This window comes from Maricurvus nonylphenolicus, assembly GCF_042854845.1.
Classification (GTDB): Bacteria; Pseudomonadota; Gammaproteobacteria; order Pseudomonadales; family Cellvibrionaceae; genus Maricurvus; species Maricurvus nonylphenolicus.
Genome location: NZ_AP031498.1, coordinates 4,117,700 through 4,132,586, shown reverse-complemented (window position 1 = coordinate 4,132,586; position 14,887 = coordinate 4,117,700). Strand labels below are relative to the sequence as shown.

At 48.1% G+C, this 14,887-nt stretch carries 17 protein-coding genes; 12 read left to right on the top strand and 5 right to left on the bottom strand.

The genetic code is table 11. The features are described from left to right. Positions 1–126 precede the first annotated feature (126 nt). Positions 127–744, top strand: a complete 618-nt coding sequence (locus ACGHZ6_RS17910) for a Yip1 family protein (protein WP_390615382.1) — start codon at positions 127–129, stop codon at positions 742–744. Between the two features lie 85 nt (positions 745–829). Here the strand turns inward: ACGHZ6_RS17910 and ACGHZ6_RS17905 are convergent, their stop codons facing one another. Both ACGHZ6_RS17905 and ACGHZ6_RS17900 read right to left on the bottom strand, forming a co-directional pair. Next, positions 830–2,752 carry a M48 family metallopeptidase gene (locus ACGHZ6_RS17905; RefSeq protein ID WP_390615381.1) on the bottom strand — a complete coding sequence of 641 codons (1,923 nt, stop codon included), beginning with the start codon at positions 2,750–2,752 and terminating at the stop codon, positions 830–832. A gap of 33 nt (positions 2,753–2,785) precedes the next feature. Further along, on the bottom strand, positions 2,786–3,382 hold the full coding sequence (locus ACGHZ6_RS17900) for a LemA family protein (RefSeq protein ID WP_390615380.1): 597 nt from the start codon (positions 3,380–3,382) through the stop codon (positions 2,786–2,788). A gap of 246 nt (positions 3,383–3,628) precedes the next feature. Between ACGHZ6_RS17900 and ACGHZ6_RS17895 the strand changes: the two genes are divergently transcribed. The 10 genes from ACGHZ6_RS17895 (at position 3,629) to ACGHZ6_RS17850 (ending at position 10,046) form a co-directional block, all read left to right on the top strand. Beyond that, positions 3,629–4,807 (top strand): thiolase family protein, encoded by a 1,179-nt coding sequence (locus tag ACGHZ6_RS17895; RefSeq protein WP_390615379.1) that lies wholly within the window; start codon positions 3,629–3,631, stop codon positions 4,805–4,807. Positions 4,808–5,256: 449 nt separating this feature from the next. After that, a complete protein-coding gene (locus ACGHZ6_RS17890; protein WP_390615378.1) occupies positions 5,257–5,625 on the top strand; it encodes a ribonuclease E inhibitor RraB in 369 nt (122 codons plus the stop codon). 97 nt (positions 5,626–5,722) lie between these two features. Then, complete coding sequence (locus tag ACGHZ6_RS17885) at positions 5,723–6,043, top strand: immunity protein Tsi6 family protein (protein WP_390615377.1); 321 nt, start codon at positions 5,723–5,725, stop codon at positions 6,041–6,043. Positions 6,044–6,144: 101 nt separating this feature from the next. Beyond that, positions 6,145–6,795, top strand: a complete 651-nt coding sequence (locus ACGHZ6_RS17880) for a hypothetical protein (RefSeq protein ID WP_390615376.1) — start codon at positions 6,145–6,147, stop codon at positions 6,793–6,795. An 82-nt stretch (positions 6,796–6,877) separates the two neighbouring features. Then, positions 6,878–7,393, top strand: coding sequence for a hypothetical protein (locus tag ACGHZ6_RS17875; RefSeq protein WP_390615375.1), 516 nt, complete (start codon positions 6,878–6,880; stop codon positions 7,391–7,393). Between the two features lie 96 nt (positions 7,394–7,489). Then, entirely contained in the window at positions 7,490–7,822 is a 333-nt protein-coding gene (locus tag ACGHZ6_RS17870) for a hypothetical protein (RefSeq protein WP_390615374.1), read from the top strand. Between the two features lie 112 nt (positions 7,823–7,934). Continuing rightward, the gene (locus ACGHZ6_RS17865; RefSeq protein ID WP_390615373.1) at positions 7,935–8,369 is read left to right on the top strand and encodes a hypothetical protein; all 435 of its coding nucleotides are present in this window, start codon (positions 7,935–7,937) and stop codon (positions 8,367–8,369) included. Between the two features lie 124 nt (positions 8,370–8,493). After that, complete coding sequence (locus ACGHZ6_RS17860; RefSeq protein WP_390615372.1) at positions 8,494–8,952, top strand: hypothetical protein; 459 nt, start codon at positions 8,494–8,496, stop codon at positions 8,950–8,952. A 140-nt stretch (positions 8,953–9,092) separates the two neighbouring features. After that, positions 9,093–9,395 (top strand): putative quinol monooxygenase, encoded by a 303-nt coding sequence (locus ACGHZ6_RS17855; protein ID WP_390615370.1) that lies wholly within the window; start codon positions 9,093–9,095, stop codon positions 9,393–9,395. Positions 9,396–9,407: 12 nt separating this feature from the next. Continuing rightward, positions 9,408–10,046: a hypothetical protein gene (locus ACGHZ6_RS17850; protein WP_390615369.1), complete on the top strand. Its 639-nt coding sequence runs from the start codon at positions 9,408–9,410 to the stop codon at positions 10,044–10,046. Between the two features lie 106 nt (positions 10,047–10,152). Here the strand turns inward: ACGHZ6_RS17850 and ACGHZ6_RS17845 are convergent, their stop codons facing one another. From ACGHZ6_RS17845 to ACGHZ6_RS17835, 3 genes are read right to left on the bottom strand one after another with little or no spacing between them, the layout of a single operon-like run. Further along, positions 10,153–10,638: an SRPBCC family protein gene (locus tag ACGHZ6_RS17845; protein WP_390615368.1), complete on the bottom strand. Its 486-nt coding sequence runs from the start codon at positions 10,636–10,638 to the stop codon at positions 10,153–10,155. Further along, entirely contained in the window at positions 10,613–11,860 is a 1,248-nt protein-coding gene (locus ACGHZ6_RS17840; protein ID WP_390615367.1) for an NADH:flavin oxidoreductase/NADH oxidase family protein, read from the bottom strand. Before ACGHZ6_RS17840 ends, ACGHZ6_RS17845 begins: the two co-directional genes overlap by 26 nt. Beyond that, positions 11,857–13,563, bottom strand: a complete 1,707-nt coding sequence (locus ACGHZ6_RS17835) for a GMC family oxidoreductase (RefSeq protein ID WP_390615366.1) — start codon at positions 13,561–13,563, stop codon at positions 11,857–11,859. Before ACGHZ6_RS17835 ends, ACGHZ6_RS17840 begins: the two co-directional genes overlap by 4 nt. Before the next feature lie 244 nt (positions 13,564–13,807). On the opposite strand from ACGHZ6_RS17835, the gene ACGHZ6_RS17830 reads away from it, so the two are divergent. Beyond that, on the top strand, positions 13,808–14,884 hold the full coding sequence (locus tag ACGHZ6_RS17830) for a helix-turn-helix domain-containing protein (RefSeq protein WP_390615365.1): 1,077 nt from the start codon (positions 13,808–13,810) through the stop codon (positions 14,882–14,884). The last annotated feature ends 3 nt before the right edge of the window (positions 14,885–14,887 follow it).

Genomic DNA, 14,887 nt, shown 5'->3' with positions numbered 1-14,887 from the left:
AAAACTTATTGGCCAGCGCACCCAGCTTTATTAATACTCAAAGTGTACTCGGGGCTTTTTACTACGATTTGCTATGTCAAAGGTGGTCATAGATCCCGAAAAATCATAATGATAACGGAGTGTTGTATGGCTATTTTGGAACATACCTTGGGCATTATGCTTCACCCAGATAGTGAGTGGAAAGCCATCCGTAACGAGCGTCATTCGTTCTTGCAAGTCTTTCTCAGCCACGTTCCTCTGCTGGCATTAATCCCGACCATCGCCTTTTATTACGGAGTCACCCAAATTGGCTGGAGTGTTGGTAGCGGAGAAGCTGTTCGCCTGACACCGGCAAGCGCAATGACTTTATGCGCGGCTACCTATGTGGCTCTATTAGCGGGGGTTTATATTTTCGGTGAGTTTATCAATTGGATGGCTCGCACCTACGGTGTAGAAGACGATGAAGATCGTCGCCACTACGAAGGCACTGCCTTGGCCGTGTACGTCACCACGCCGGTTTTCCTGGCGGGCATCTTTGGTGTCTACCCGGATATTTGGGTTAACGCGCTAGCGACTATTGTTGCAGGTTGTTACTCAGTGTATCTGGTATACGAAGGTATCCCCATTTTAATGAACATCCCTAAAGAGCGCGCTTTCATGTACGCCAGCTCGGTAGTAACCGTAGGTCTGGTACTGATGGTTATTGTTCGAGTGGGATCTGTGATTGTCTGGGGCATGGGCATGGGCCCGGTCTACGTCGATTGACGATTTAATCTCTTAAAGCTGAATGTTAAACGGGGTCTGACCCATTGGGTCAGACCCCGTTTTTGTTTTAGCCCACAGATTTAGTTTATCCAACCACCATAGGCGGCACAGGACAGTTCAAGCTGTCCGCAATAGCCCTAAACAATTCCGCTTCGGTCACCGTCACTTTCTGGTCACTGTTAATACATTGACCAATAGCTTTTAGCAGTAAAGGTTTTTGCAACGGCTTAAGCTGGTTCAAACGCTTTAACGCCGCATCAACACTCGGCAGTGCAACTTTATCCAAGGGCAATAGAGGCGCCTGCAATGACAGGGCAGACATTCCCGCATTAAACGCTTGCTGCGAATCCTGACTGTTGTGCGCCAGCAAACTCAACAGCATCTGACAGGCCGTTACTGAATTTTGAATAGAACGGGTTGCCGGTTGGTGGGGCGTAGGTTCCAGGTTGTGCAATAAAATCCGATAGATTGCCCACTCTTTTAAACATACCTTGCCATCAGCTTTAATAAGGCCAATCACATTACGTTTAAACACTTCATACTGCTTTGGCGATAGAGATTTAAGAGCTGGAATGGCCAATTCAACCAGAGGCAAGCGGTGGCGGGGATCAAGCGTCAGCATTTCATCCAAAAGCGCCATAAAGTGTTTAAACACAACCGGGTGTGCACCCTGTTTTAAACTTGCTAATTGCTGCTCTTGTACCTTGGCGTTGTCACTCAGTAATAATCCATAGACCAGTGCGCGAGCTGAAAAAGGTTCGTGTGCGGCCGTGTTAAGTGCTTCTGGCAACGCCGAGAGTAACGCTTGTGCGTGGTCAACATGCTGGGGAGTGGGTTGACCAATGGATTCTATCGCCTGATCAAAACCTGTCGTGGGTTGCGTGCTTTCGGTTGCGGCAAATTGGGAAATCCCCGCTGCTGTATCCGCGCTACTTGGAGCGGAAACCTGTGGAAACTCCCCCTGCCAGTTGGGTTCAATGCGTTTGATGCGAACGGGCAGCGGTGGGTGAGTTGCCATCAAACTGCTAAACCCGGCTTTAATACCCTGACCAAAGTACAGATGGCTAAATTCTGCTGCATTGGCGTGATGCAGTTGTGAACCGGGTTTATAGCCACCAATTTTTTTTAATGCACCACTGATGCCGGTAGGGTTACGGGTAAATTGTACGGCAGAGGCATCGGCTAAAAATTCGCGCTGACGGCTGACAGCGGCTTTAATGATGTTGCCAAAAAATGTACCGGCATAACCAATTACCATCAGGCCAATGCCGATTGCCATAATGCCACCCTGGTTATTATTACGGCGGCTGGTCCCCATGCTGTAAGCGGTGCGATGCATGCTACCGCGCAATAACAATTGGCCCAATAGGCCGATCACCAATATGCCGTGCAGAATGCCGATCAAACGAATATTCAGGCGCATATCACCGTGCAGGATATGGCTGAATTCATGGGCCATCACACCTTGCAGTTCATCGCGATTTAATAATTGAATACAACCGCGGGTAACACCAATTACCGCGTCCTGGGGTTGGTAGCCCGCGGCAAAGGCGTTAATGCTGTCTTCTTCCAGCAAATACACCGGCGGTACCGGAGTGCCGGAAGCAATGGCCATTTCTTCTACCACGTTCAGGACCTTGCGTTCGTCAGCATCACGGGTGCAGGTGTTAAGCAGGCGTCCGCCCATAGATTCGGCAATGGCTTGGCCGCCACCGCGTAGCTGCAACCATTTGTAAGCACTGGCTAACCCGACAATACCCACAATAGATAGGCTGATTACCGAGAGTAATTCCCATGTAAGAATCTGTGCGGCAATCGTAAAGATATCGGTACCTTGCTCAAAGGCTTTGAGGTGGGCCGAGTTACCGTATTGGAAGTAGTAAATAAAGAAGGTGACAAAGGCGGTGGTGATCAAGATCAGGCTGATCACCGCCAATGCCAAGAGTAAAACCAGCCACAGCGTATTGCGCCGGGCCTGGTCCTGATGTTGAAAGAAATCCATGGCCATGCCCGGCAATCCTGTGCGGAAGTAAGGTAGGTGTTAGAAGGAGATTTTAGGCGCGGCTTGAATCTCGGCAGAATCTTCAAATTCCAGCAGACTGGCATCCTGGCTGTGGCCAAAGGTATTGGCCAGTACCACCGGTGGGAAGCTCTGCTTGTAGGTGTTGTAAGCGGTTACCGCATCGTTAAAGGCCTGGCGCGAGAAGGCTACCTTGTTCTCGGTGCTGGTCAGCTCTTCAGATAGCTGCATCATATTCTGGTTGGCTTTCAGATCCGGGTAGGCTTCCATGACCACATTCAAGCGACCCAGGGCCTGGCCCAGAACACCTTCGGCACCACCGAGTTGGGTCATGGCGGCGCTGCTGCCGGGATCTGCCGAGGCAGCCTTCAGGCCAGCCATGGCGCTATTACGGGCGGCAATTACCGCTTCCAGGGTTTCACTTTCGTGCTTCAAATAGCCTTTGGCCGTTTCCACCAGGTTGGGGATCAGGTCGTAGCGGCGTTTCAGTTGTACTTCAATTTGCGAGAAGGCGTTTTCAAAGCGGTTTTTCAGGGCAACCAGCTTGTTGTAGATACCGATTACGTAAAACACGATAGCGGCAATGATAATCCACATAACGATAGTGGAAATGTCCATATGAGTATCCCTGTCAGATCGAAAAAGAAAAATACTAGCATGGATTCCGCGGCGATAAACCCTTCTCTACTGCTCAATCTACGGCCAGTGTTGGGTGATTGTGACCGTTTTCGCCTTCCGTTCTGAGCGATTAGGTGGTATCAGCAGGCTGGAGGTGGGGTTATAATGGATATCGTGCACGCATGACTCAATTAAGCCCATACATACTAAATCAATAAAGGGCTGCAAAACCTAAGAGTAAGTAAGATGAATGATCCTGTAGTCATAGTCGGCATTGCCCGTACCCCCATGGGTGGCATGCAAGGTAGTTTAAGTGCTGTAACCGCACCGGCACTGGGTGCCCAGGCCATCAAAGGCGCCCTGGCCGATGCTGGTCTGGAGCCTGAGGCGGTTGATGAAGTACTAATGGGCTGTGTTCTGCCCGCAGGCCTTAAGCAGGCCCCGGCCCGCCAGGCAGCCTTGGGCGCCGGCATCCCCAAACATGTACCTACCACCACCGTAAATAAGGTGTGTGGCTCTGGTATGAAAACCGTCATGATGGGCCACGATGCCATTTTGGCTGGCAGCGCAGATGTTGTCGTCGCTGGCGGTATGGAAAGCATGAGTAATGCCCCGTACATGCTGCAAAAAGCCCGTAGTGGCTTCCGTATGGGCCATGGCGAAATCTACGACCATATGTTCCTCGACGGCCTGCAAGATGCCTACACCGGCGGCCCTATGGGCAGCTTTGGTGAAGTCTGCGCCGACAAGTACAGCTTTAGCCGCGAAAAGCAGGACGAGTACGCCATTGAATCACTCGCACGCGCCAATGCGGCGATTGAAGCCGGTAACTTCAAGCGTGAAATCACCCCGATGACTATCTCAACCCGTAAGGGTGAAGTCACCGTGGATACCGACGAGCAGCCAGGTAATGCCCGCCCGGATAAAATCCCGGCGCTGAAGCCAGCCTTCAAAAAAGACGGCACCATCACCGCCGCAAACGCCAGCTCCATTTCCGATGGTGCGGCAGCGCTGGTATTGATGCGTCAAAGCGAAGCTGAAAAACGCGGCGTTAAAGTATTGGCCGTCATTCGCGCCCACGCCCAAAACGCCCAAGAGCCCGAGTGGTTTACCACTGCGCCTGTTGGCGCCATGCAGAAGACTTTGGAGAAATCCGGTTGGACTGCTGACGACGTTGATCTGTGGGAAGTTAACGAAGCCTTTGCTGTGGTAACCATGGCAGCGATGGAAGAGTTAAAGATTCCACACAACAAAATCAATGTTCACGGTGGTGCCTGTGCCCTGGGTCACCCACTGGGTGCTTCCGGCGCTCGCATAATGGTAACTCTGTTGGCAGCTTTGGAAACCCATGGCAAAACCAAAGGTGTTGCCAGCCTGTGTATTGGTGGTGGTGAAGCGACGTCGATTGCGATTGAGCGGGTTTGATTATCGCTTAGCGTTGATTGAGCGTTGTAAAATAAAAAACCGAAGTCGTAAGACTTCGGTTTTTTTGTGCGCTGAAATTATGCTGAGTTGGCAACTTTACTGATGTGTAGAAATATCACAAAAACCGGCGTCGGTTTTTGTGGCACGTTGGTGGCGTGCTACATAAATCAAGTTATAAAAAATGTGATCTTAGTCGAGTGTCTATTCGTTTTTGCTAGCGTTTACTAACTGACGTAATTAAACACGTCAGTTAGTAAACGCTAGCAGATAAGTTGTTGAAAGGGCGAAGGAATTCGATTAGGTTGGAATTCTGATTTTGGAGTTATACGTCATGGTGACGTAATTAAACACGTTACCGTGACGTAGAATAAGCTGTTAAAAGATCCATGAAATTCATAGTTGCAATACTACTCACCTTAATGATCTGCCTATATGCAGGAGCGAAATGGATGTCTGAAATACCTGGGAAAAATATACACATTGATCAGCTGGAAGAGATGTTTGCAAATATCCGTGTAAATACTGACTGGAATACTTCCGCAGATATGTTGTGGGGTTACTTCTTTACGCACAGTGAGCCTTCAAAGCTTGAAGAGGCTAAGAGTGCCTTGGTTTCGAAGGGGTATACTTTTGTAGAAATTTATCTATCTGATAAAGATGATCCGACTGAGCCTGATACGTTCTGGCTTCATGTAGAGCGTATAGAAACACATTCGCCTAAGTCACTTGATGCTAGAAACGATGAATTGTATATGTTTGCCCATGAGTTTGGTCTTGATTCATATGATGGTATGGATATCGGCCCTGTAGTTAAGTAAAACTTTTAACAAGGCGGTGTTGTCGCCTTCGGCTGGGACTGCCATTCCGCTGGCGCTCCATGTCAGCCCCAAACCGCGGCGTTATGTGTAAATACAGATGAAACATCAGAATCCAATAAAACTTAAGCTATGCATGGTTGCTTTGGAGGCTACCGAAGAGAAATTGAAAGTCTGCTCTGGGCTAAGAGGTATGTATGAGTCCATTCGCAATCAGCTTCAATTTCTAGTGGATTACTTTGAAGAAAAGCATGATGATTTGACAAGGTTTAATGAGCTAAGCTTCGGGATTATCGCTGTTAGGGAAATCGAAGATTCAGATCCCGAGTATGCCAAATTGCTGAAAGTTGCTTTTTATGTAGCTAGTCAAACTAAAAGCAGAAAGGCTTTAAGCCAAGAATTTATCAATGAACACACATAACAAGTTTATTAAACATCGTTGCAGCCAAAAAGCGGCTGCAACTGGACGCGCAAAAGACGCGCGCCGTTTATAAAGGCGTTAACCAACTACAACAAGAGATCATGTATTTACCTGCCTGGATAATTATAGCTTTCTCAATTTTTGCCTTATTTTTACTTCTTAAAGTTTTCTCTGGGAAGGTTGGCCATTTTTCAAAGAAAATTGAGGAGGGTTCGATAAAGCTTGTCAGTGATTCAAAAGTCTTCATTGCATCGGACTTTGATGAATTGAATTTAAAAGTCCTATTTGATCACATTAGGAACTTGAGCCTATCTTATGCTCTCTTAGTGCCGATGGTCATCGCCCATGAGCTGTCATTGGAGATGGATTCATCATTTGTGGGGGGCATGAGTTCAATCTGCTTAATCTCATTTTTTGTACTGTTCATGGGTAATATGCTTTCCATATTAAGACTCACTTTTAAAGCAAAAAGTTGGGTCCAGCAGATTTTCGGTCTTATGTTTTCACTAGGTATGCTTGGAACTTTGGCTCCGGTGATGACCATGACCTTCGACCAAGGAAAGAGCATAGCGAATAGATATATTGAAGGCCCTGAGTTTCAATGCAAAATCCTAATTCAAGAAAGCTTGCCTCAATTGAAGGTCATTTCAAGCGAAATCACTTTATCAGAACAACGAAAAGAAATTGATAATGCAGTAGAGAGTATTAAGAGTTTATGTGCAGAGTTCTATCAGGAACCATTGAAGGGTTAACAAGGCCAGCCAGAGGGACCAAAAACCGACGCTCCGCTCTGGTTTGCGGCCCCTGCTGGCGGCGTTATGCGAAATAGTGATAATGATTTCTAAAGTTATAGGCGTAGTGCTGTCAATATGGGGGTGGGTATTTTTTGCTTTTGTGATATTTGTCTATGACGCGCCAGAAATTGAAGACATTGACTATGTAAATCTACAAAAATTCACCTCTTATTGCCTAGAGCTAAGAGGTCGGAGCGGCCCTTATCACCAATTAATTATTGATAACGACAAAATCAATCTAACTAGAGGCCTGTCATACTCTCTCAAAAAGATGTGTGAAGATAAATCACAAAAGATAAATTCCTTTGAAGAAATTGGTGTTTACTTTTTAAAAAATAAGTATTTTTTCTGGGTTGACAAATCGCCAGAGGGAGAGGCTAGAAGTGACCATGAAATGTTAGAGGTTTCTCATTTTGGTAAAAATATAGCAGGTAGTAGACAGGAAGCGTTGCAATACAAGAAAAATGAAGACCTACTAATGAAGTCATTTTTTTTAGCAATTCTAGCTGGGTTTGTTTTTTTCAAGCTGAAATCTAGAGCCAATAAAGGCGCATAACAAGTTTATCAAACATCGTTGCAGGCAAAAGCGGCTGCAACTGGACGCACAAAAAGCGTGCGCCGTTTATAAAAGCGTTATGTGATTTAGAACGAGATGATTTACGGCTATTTATTCGTAGGGTTCGTGTTATTTCTTCTGGGGTGTTACCTCTTCGATGAAGTAATCAAATACCAGTACAGTAATTACCCTGAAGAGTGGATGAAGGATGGAAAACCCAAAGGGTACGGCTTTTCTCCAAAAGGCGGATCATATCTCTCAATGAATATGATAGCTTTTAAATTTGCATTTGGTAAAAAGACGCCGATATGGGTTCTTAATGACAAGGAAGCACTAAAAAAGTATGGAAGGCTCAGCGTTTTTAACAAAGTATGGTTTTGGTATTGTTTGGCAGTATTTCCCGTGGCAATTATTGCGGTCAGCACATAACAAGCCGCTCAAACACGTTCCGGCCGCAAAAGGCGCGACCTCCACTGGACTCACCACACTGCGTTTCGTTCGCCGTTTAGCGGGGCGTTATGTTTTATAGAAGTTCAAGATTATGTATCTACCCATAGAAGCTGAAAGAATCCTAAGAGATAATCCTCATTTGTGCTTCGATGATGAGTTTACTGTCTCTAAGGATGATTCGAATTGGTTTGAAGAAAACTTGGGAGTGAAAGACGCATCATCTTCTTTCATATCATTCTATAAAATAGTGGCTTTTCCACCAGTAGGAAATGGTGCTGAATTACTACCTCTAGAAACAATCATGGAGATGGCAGAAGAGGATGCGGAAGAATTACCTCAAGGTATTGGTTCACGCTTTCTCAGATTAACCTCATTTGAAGGTGAAAGTGCGTACTACTACGATGTCGAATCAGACAAGGTTTACAGTGTTCACTTTGGTGAAGAGCTAGATATGATTAATGGTAGTCTGTCTGCATTTACAGGTAGTTTCTTTGATTTCTTACAGGGATACTATGCCCAAACATAACAGGGCCAAGCATCTGACGGCTTTTCCGTTGCTTGGCTTATGCGCTGATCGCTACGCTAGCGCAACACCAACCAACTACAAAGCCGCAGCTGTTGGCGGCGTTAAGCACTAATAAGGAGATTACATGGAACTTAAGGATTTTGTGAAAGAAACATTAGTTCAGGTTGTTGCAGGCATTGAAGAGGCTCAGACAGAAGTCCGTGATTGCGGGGGCTTTGTCAATCCTGCTCATAGAGCTAACGTTAAAAGTTCTGATGAGTCTCATTTTGGGGTAATTGGAACTGGTCAAAATATCTTCTTAGTAGATTTTGATGTTGCGGTTACAGTTATTGAAGAGTCAGGAACTGATGCTAAAGCAAGGCTTAATGTCGCAAGCCTCTTAAATCTAAGTGCCGGAGGAGAATCGTCGCAAAGTAGCAGTGCAACAAACAAAATCAGCTTTAAAGTTCCTCTCGCACTGCCCACTGACTCGGTGTCTGAAGACCAACTGAAAGAACAAGATAAAATTGTTCAAGAAAATCGTCGTAAGCAAACCGAGCGCATACGGGCAGCAAACAAAAGAAATAGTGGCGTGTGGTTGTAATGCTTAACAAACCGCTCAAACACGTTCCAGCCGCAGAAAGCGCGGCCTCCGAAGGCTCCCCCAATAAAGTAGACACCCTGTATAGTTAGATTATCCATATGGAGCTGCTCAAATGGAACCATTGATGAAGGAATAGATAAATGCCACAAAGCAGTTTGTTTGTATTTGCAAAAATATCACCAAAAGACGAACATTTCGAAAAAGCTAAAAAAGCAATAATCAATATCTTACCTCAAACTCGACAAGAGCCGGGATGTATCCAATTTGAGCTGCATGAAAATGAACATGAGAAAGCCCTTTTTCTATACGAAGAATGGGAAAGTGAGTCGGCCTTGGAAGAGCACTATCAGCAGCCATATACGGCAGAAGTTTTTGAAGCCTATAAAGAGTGGTTGGCTGTCCCTGTGGATATTGAAAAAATGAAGAAGTGTACATCCGCATAATAAGTATTAGCTATGAACCTGGAACTTGACCATTTTTTCATTCTTACAGAGCCTGGAGCTAAAGCAGGCGATTTATTAGTTTCATTAGGGGTGGAGGAAAGTTTCAGCCGAGATCATCAAGGGCAAGGTACTTCAAACAGGCGATTTCCAGTATCCAATAGTATGCTGGAATTATTGTGGCTCAGAGATGAAGGCGAGGCAAAAAACGGACCGGGAAAGGATTTGTTATTTCCTGAAAGATCGAAAGCGGAAGGGGCCTCACCATTCGGTCTGATCTTTAGGCGCAAAGATAGTGTCGATAATTCCCAGCCGTTTCCTGGCTGGAAATACCAACCTGATTATTTCAATCCGCCAATGGCGTTCCATGTTGGGGATAATTCAAACAGCATTGAAGAACCATTATGTATTTATGTACCTTTTGTTGAGCCTGTCGAAAGAAAAGTCGAAGAAGGTACTTTTCAATCTATCAGTAAAGTGAAAATAACGGTTCCATCAACGTTTGTATCTGATACGTTGTTAATGGCTGGTAAGTCAGAAGGGCTTGAAGTGATTTTGGGTGATGAACATTTAATGGAGGTTACTTTCAATGTGGGAGCTTGTGGTATGACAAAAGATCTCCGGCCCAACCTTCCTCTAATAATCAGGTGGTAGTTGACACTGAACAGCAAATATAAAAGGGCTGTTTGCCGGAAACCGGGATGGCGTTTCGAGTTGAAATGTTCCCGGTTTTCGTAGCTGCCAGCGTGATGTATCGGGATTACGCTGTTTGCCCTGAAGCTTCGCAATAAGCCTGCAAGGCTTGGTCAGCCATGTGATAACGTTGTTTGACTAATCCCAATACCGCCGGCCAGGACAACAGTGTTGCCAGCCAACCAAAACGTTCACCGTGAATCAGCAGCGTTTTGCCGTCGGCTAAGGACTTGAGTTGAAAGTAGTGGTAGCCTTTTACCAACGGTGGGCCGCCATACCAGGAAAGCTCTCGTTCGTGTTCCACTTTTTGGTAGATAATATCCACCTCCAGTACGGGGCCGGGCATGGGTTGGATGCGCATTTTGCCACGGCAACCACGGCGCAGTTCGCCATGCTGGGTGTGAATCACCGGGTTCCAGCGTGGGTAGTTCTCGCGGTCGGTTAATACCGACCACACTTTGGCAATCGGCGCATCGATTTCTAAGGTATTTACAATTTCCAGCATCGAATCAATTTCCTGGTTGTGTTTACGCGCGGGTTCTTTGGAAGGCACGGCCACCCAGTGACCAACACATTTTCAGTAGCGCCGTCCACTCACTCATTTCCGGTTTGCTGGGCAGCCCCCGTGACAGGCGAATGATTTGTTGTTGGTACCACTGGACATCGATCATCGTCAGGGTGTCGAGTTTTCTAAAACCGGTGCTGCGGCGCTGTAAGTGAATACCGTGGTGTACATTGTTGATGACTTTGCGGGCAAATGCGGGATCGATGACCAGGCTGCGGCCCAGGCCGATCATGTCGGTGGCGTCATCGTGCAGGGCTTCCAGCATGCCGCGGGCGCTGCGGAAACCGCCGGTTACCACCAAAGGCACCTTGCACACTTGGCGCAGGTTCTCGGCAAACTCGATGAAGAATGCCTCGCGCCGGGCGGTACGTTCACTGCTAGCCGTTTCCTGCAAGAACGCCATTTTTTCGTAATTACCGCCAGAAATTTCCACCAGATCAATACCGTCATCAGCCAGTGTTTTTATCACTTGGATGCAGTCGTCCTCACCAAACTCGCGATCCATAAAATCGGCCGAGTTGAGTTTGATAGCAACCGGAAACAGGTCACCTACTTGGCGACGAATGGCGGCATAGACTTCACGTACGAAGCGCATACGATTTTCCAGAGATCCACCCCATTGATCCTGACGCTGGTTATGCCGGGGGGAGAGGAATTGGTTGACCAGATAGCCATGTGCACCGTGAATTTGTACTCCGGTAAAACCACATTCTTTGGCGAGACGGGCACTGGTGGCAAAGCGCTCGATAATCTGCCAAATCTCTTCCTCCAACAAAGCGCGAGGTGGATTAAAGTTAACACTCACCTCGCCCTCCAGGGGAATGGCCGATGGCGCCACAGGCTCAGGGTATAAAAAGCCCGGAGCCTGTTTACCTGGGTGGTTGAGTTGGGGCCAGAGATGGGTTTGCCCGCGCGTGCCTGCTTGAGTCCAACGCTTAAAGGCTTCCAGATCACTGTCTTCATCAAGCACCACATTACCGGGTTCACCCAAGGCGCCACGGTCGACCATAATATTACCGGTGACATTCACTGCTTGGCCGCCGTCGGCCCAGGTGCTGTAGAGTGTTTGCAAGCCTGGCACGGGGTTGTGGTGTTTATCACCCAGTTGTTCACTCATGGCGCTTTTCAGAAGGCGGTTGTTTAATACGGCCCCGCAGGGCAGCGTCAGGGGGCTGCTCAGTGACAGTATTTTGTTTTCGGCGATATTCACAATGCTTGCTCCTCTAATTCGGGTGTTTCTTTCTTGTGTTTTTCCTTGGATGATTCTTGTTTGTCTTGCTGATGACTGTTTACGTTGCTGGCGGAGTTATCGCTTTGATGAAAATCCAAAATCATGTCGGCCGCTTTTTCACCAATCATGATGGTAGGGGCGTTGGTGTTTCCGCTGACAAGGCTGGGCATCACCGAGGCATCCACCACTCGCAATGACTGCACACCGTGAACTTTGAGCTCGGGGTCTACCACCGATTCGGCATCGCGTCCCATCTTGCACGTTCCCACCGGGTGGTAGATATGATTAGCCTTGGCTCGCAGAAACTGTTCCAGCTGCTCGTCGGTTTGGGCTCCTTCGCCTGGGAAAACTTCGGTGTCCAGATACTCATCAAACGCCTCGGCACGTAGCAGTTCACGTGTTGTCTTGATGCCGTCTACCAGACGTTGTACATCGTCTTTATGGGCAAGCATATTGAGATGAATGTGGGGATCACTGGTAGGATCGCGATCAGTCAGTGTGACGCTGCCACGGCTCTTGGGACGCAGCAGTGTGATGTGAGCGGAGTATCCATAGCGGCTGGTAAAGCGCCAGTCGCGGCCATGATCGTTAAAACGCGCCGGCATAAAATGCCACTGCAAATCCGGTAGCGTCTCTTTTTCTTCGCGGGAACGAAAAAATCCTCCGGCTTCTCCGCCGGTGGTACTTAAGGTGCCGCGGCGGCGAAACAGGTACTTGAATAACTCACCGATGCCTTCGGCAAATACGCGCGGCGTGTAGGCTACGGGACCAGCACGGCGAGTATTGCGAACCACTACGATATCGACGTGTTCTTGCAGGTTTTTACCGACACCTTCCAGGGCTACACGCTTACGAATTCCGTGGCGGCGCAGTTCCTTGGTTGGTCCTATACCAGATAACATCAATAATTGAGGAGAATTGAAGGCGCCGGCTGACAGAATCACTTCACGTGCTGCCTCGACACGGCACAGTGCTCCGTCAGTGTCGTAATAGCTTACGCCCACAGCGCGTAGTCCTTCGAATTCAATGTTACTGACGCTGGCGCGACTGATCACTGTCAGATTGGGGCGTGACATGGCGGGGTGCAGGTAGGCGTCGGCAGCACTCCAGCGACGTCCGTTTTTAATGGTACTCTGGTAGTAGCCTACCCCTTCCTGTTGTTCACCGTTGAAGTCGGGGTTGATCTGATAACCCTGCTCTTTGGCGGCGTCTATAAAGTGTTGGTTAAAGGGTATCTGGCGATAGCTGTCGGAGACATGCAGCGGGCCGTCCGCACCGTGGTAATCGTCCGCACCGCGTTCCTGGCATTCGGCGCGTTTAAAATAGGGTAATACCTCGTCGTAGGACCAGCCTTCGGCCCCCTCGGTCACCCAGCGATCATAGTCCTGTGCCTGGCCGCGAATGTAGACCATACCATTGATGGAACTGGATCCCCCCAGTACCTTGCCCCGTGGGCAAAACACCTGGCGGCCCTGGAGGGAATCCCCCTCTTGGGAATTGAAAGACCACTTAAAGAAGCGTGTCATCATCGTGGGCACCAATCCTGCGGGCGTGTTTACCATCGGATTGCGATCTGAGCCTCCGGCCTCCAGCAGACACACGCGATACTGCCCGTTAGCCGACAGGCGATTGGCCAGCACGCAGCCTGCTGAACCGGCCCCCACAATCACAAAATCATACATATCAATCTTAATCCCAACCGCGCTGGGCGGTGTCCAGTGAATGTACTCAACATCCTAGAGCTGGCGGGGAATAATCCGGTAATCCGAAGTTGTCCGATTGTGATCAGAAAATGCCTAAACGAGTTATAGAGTGGAGCTTCTCTATAGTTCACTCGATCCCACGTGTTTGCCGAGATATGATAAAGTCAGTCCACCATGGCAGAGACACTAGGGAAGAGAAACCAGATGTTGGAAGCGATGATTGATGAGCAGCAGTCCTGACAAAGCCGACAATAAACGGGTTATTCCCATCGCCTATCCGATGGAATACCACGAATTTCTCTGTGCCGAGGGGATGCCGGCGGATACGATTTTCGAGAATGCCGGTGTGGATACTCAGTGGTTTGACGATCCCTCGAAAAAAATCACCATTGCCCAGTATATTGCCCTCACTCGTGAGGGAATAAAACACAGCCGAACCCCTTCACTGGGTCTGCTGCTGGGTAATTACCTGTCGTTGCAGTCTCACAATTACCTGGGCTTTGCCTTGCAATCGTGCGGCTGCGCGGCTGAAAGCCTGGAATTGATGAGCCAGTACGCCCGCACCCGTTTTCCCAAAATGGAGCTTGAATTTCTGCAGGATGCTGAAATCTCACAGTTACTGCTTGAAGATCTATCCGGCGAGGAATCCTTGCAGCGTTACAATCTGGAAGTGATGGCCGCGGCGATCTATCGAGGTGAGATAACCCTGAAGAAAATTGATCGCGCGCAGAGCTCAATCGACGACGATGAGCCTGTAAATCAGGATTCATTACGTAGCGATATGATTGAAATTCAATTTGAATACCCACAGCCTGATGATCTGAGCGTTTACCAGCAGGTATTCGGCCAGGTGCCGTTTAGTTTTGGGCACTGCCAGACGCGTATTCTTTATCCTACCAAAGCATTGTTGCGGCCGTTTTCCTTTGCTAACGACCTGTCATGCAAACTTGCCAAGGCCCAGTGCCAGGCAGAATTGGCTGAACTCGATGACCGGCGCAGTTTTCGTTCACAAATTCAGGCAATACTTATGGAAAATATCGAGTGTCCACCGAGCCTTGATGTTGTGGCCCAACAGATACATTTATCGCCGCGAGTATTGAGCCGGCGGCTCAACAATGAAGGCACAAGTTTTCAGGAGCTTATTGATCTAACCCGCAAACGCATAGCGGTTAAATTGTTGGAGAGCAGTGACTTGTCGGTCGCTGAGATTGGTTACCGGCTGGGCTACGAACATCCCACTAACTTTACTCGTGCTTTTAAGAAGTGGACCAACCGCTCGCCCAAAGATTTTCGCAGTTAGTCC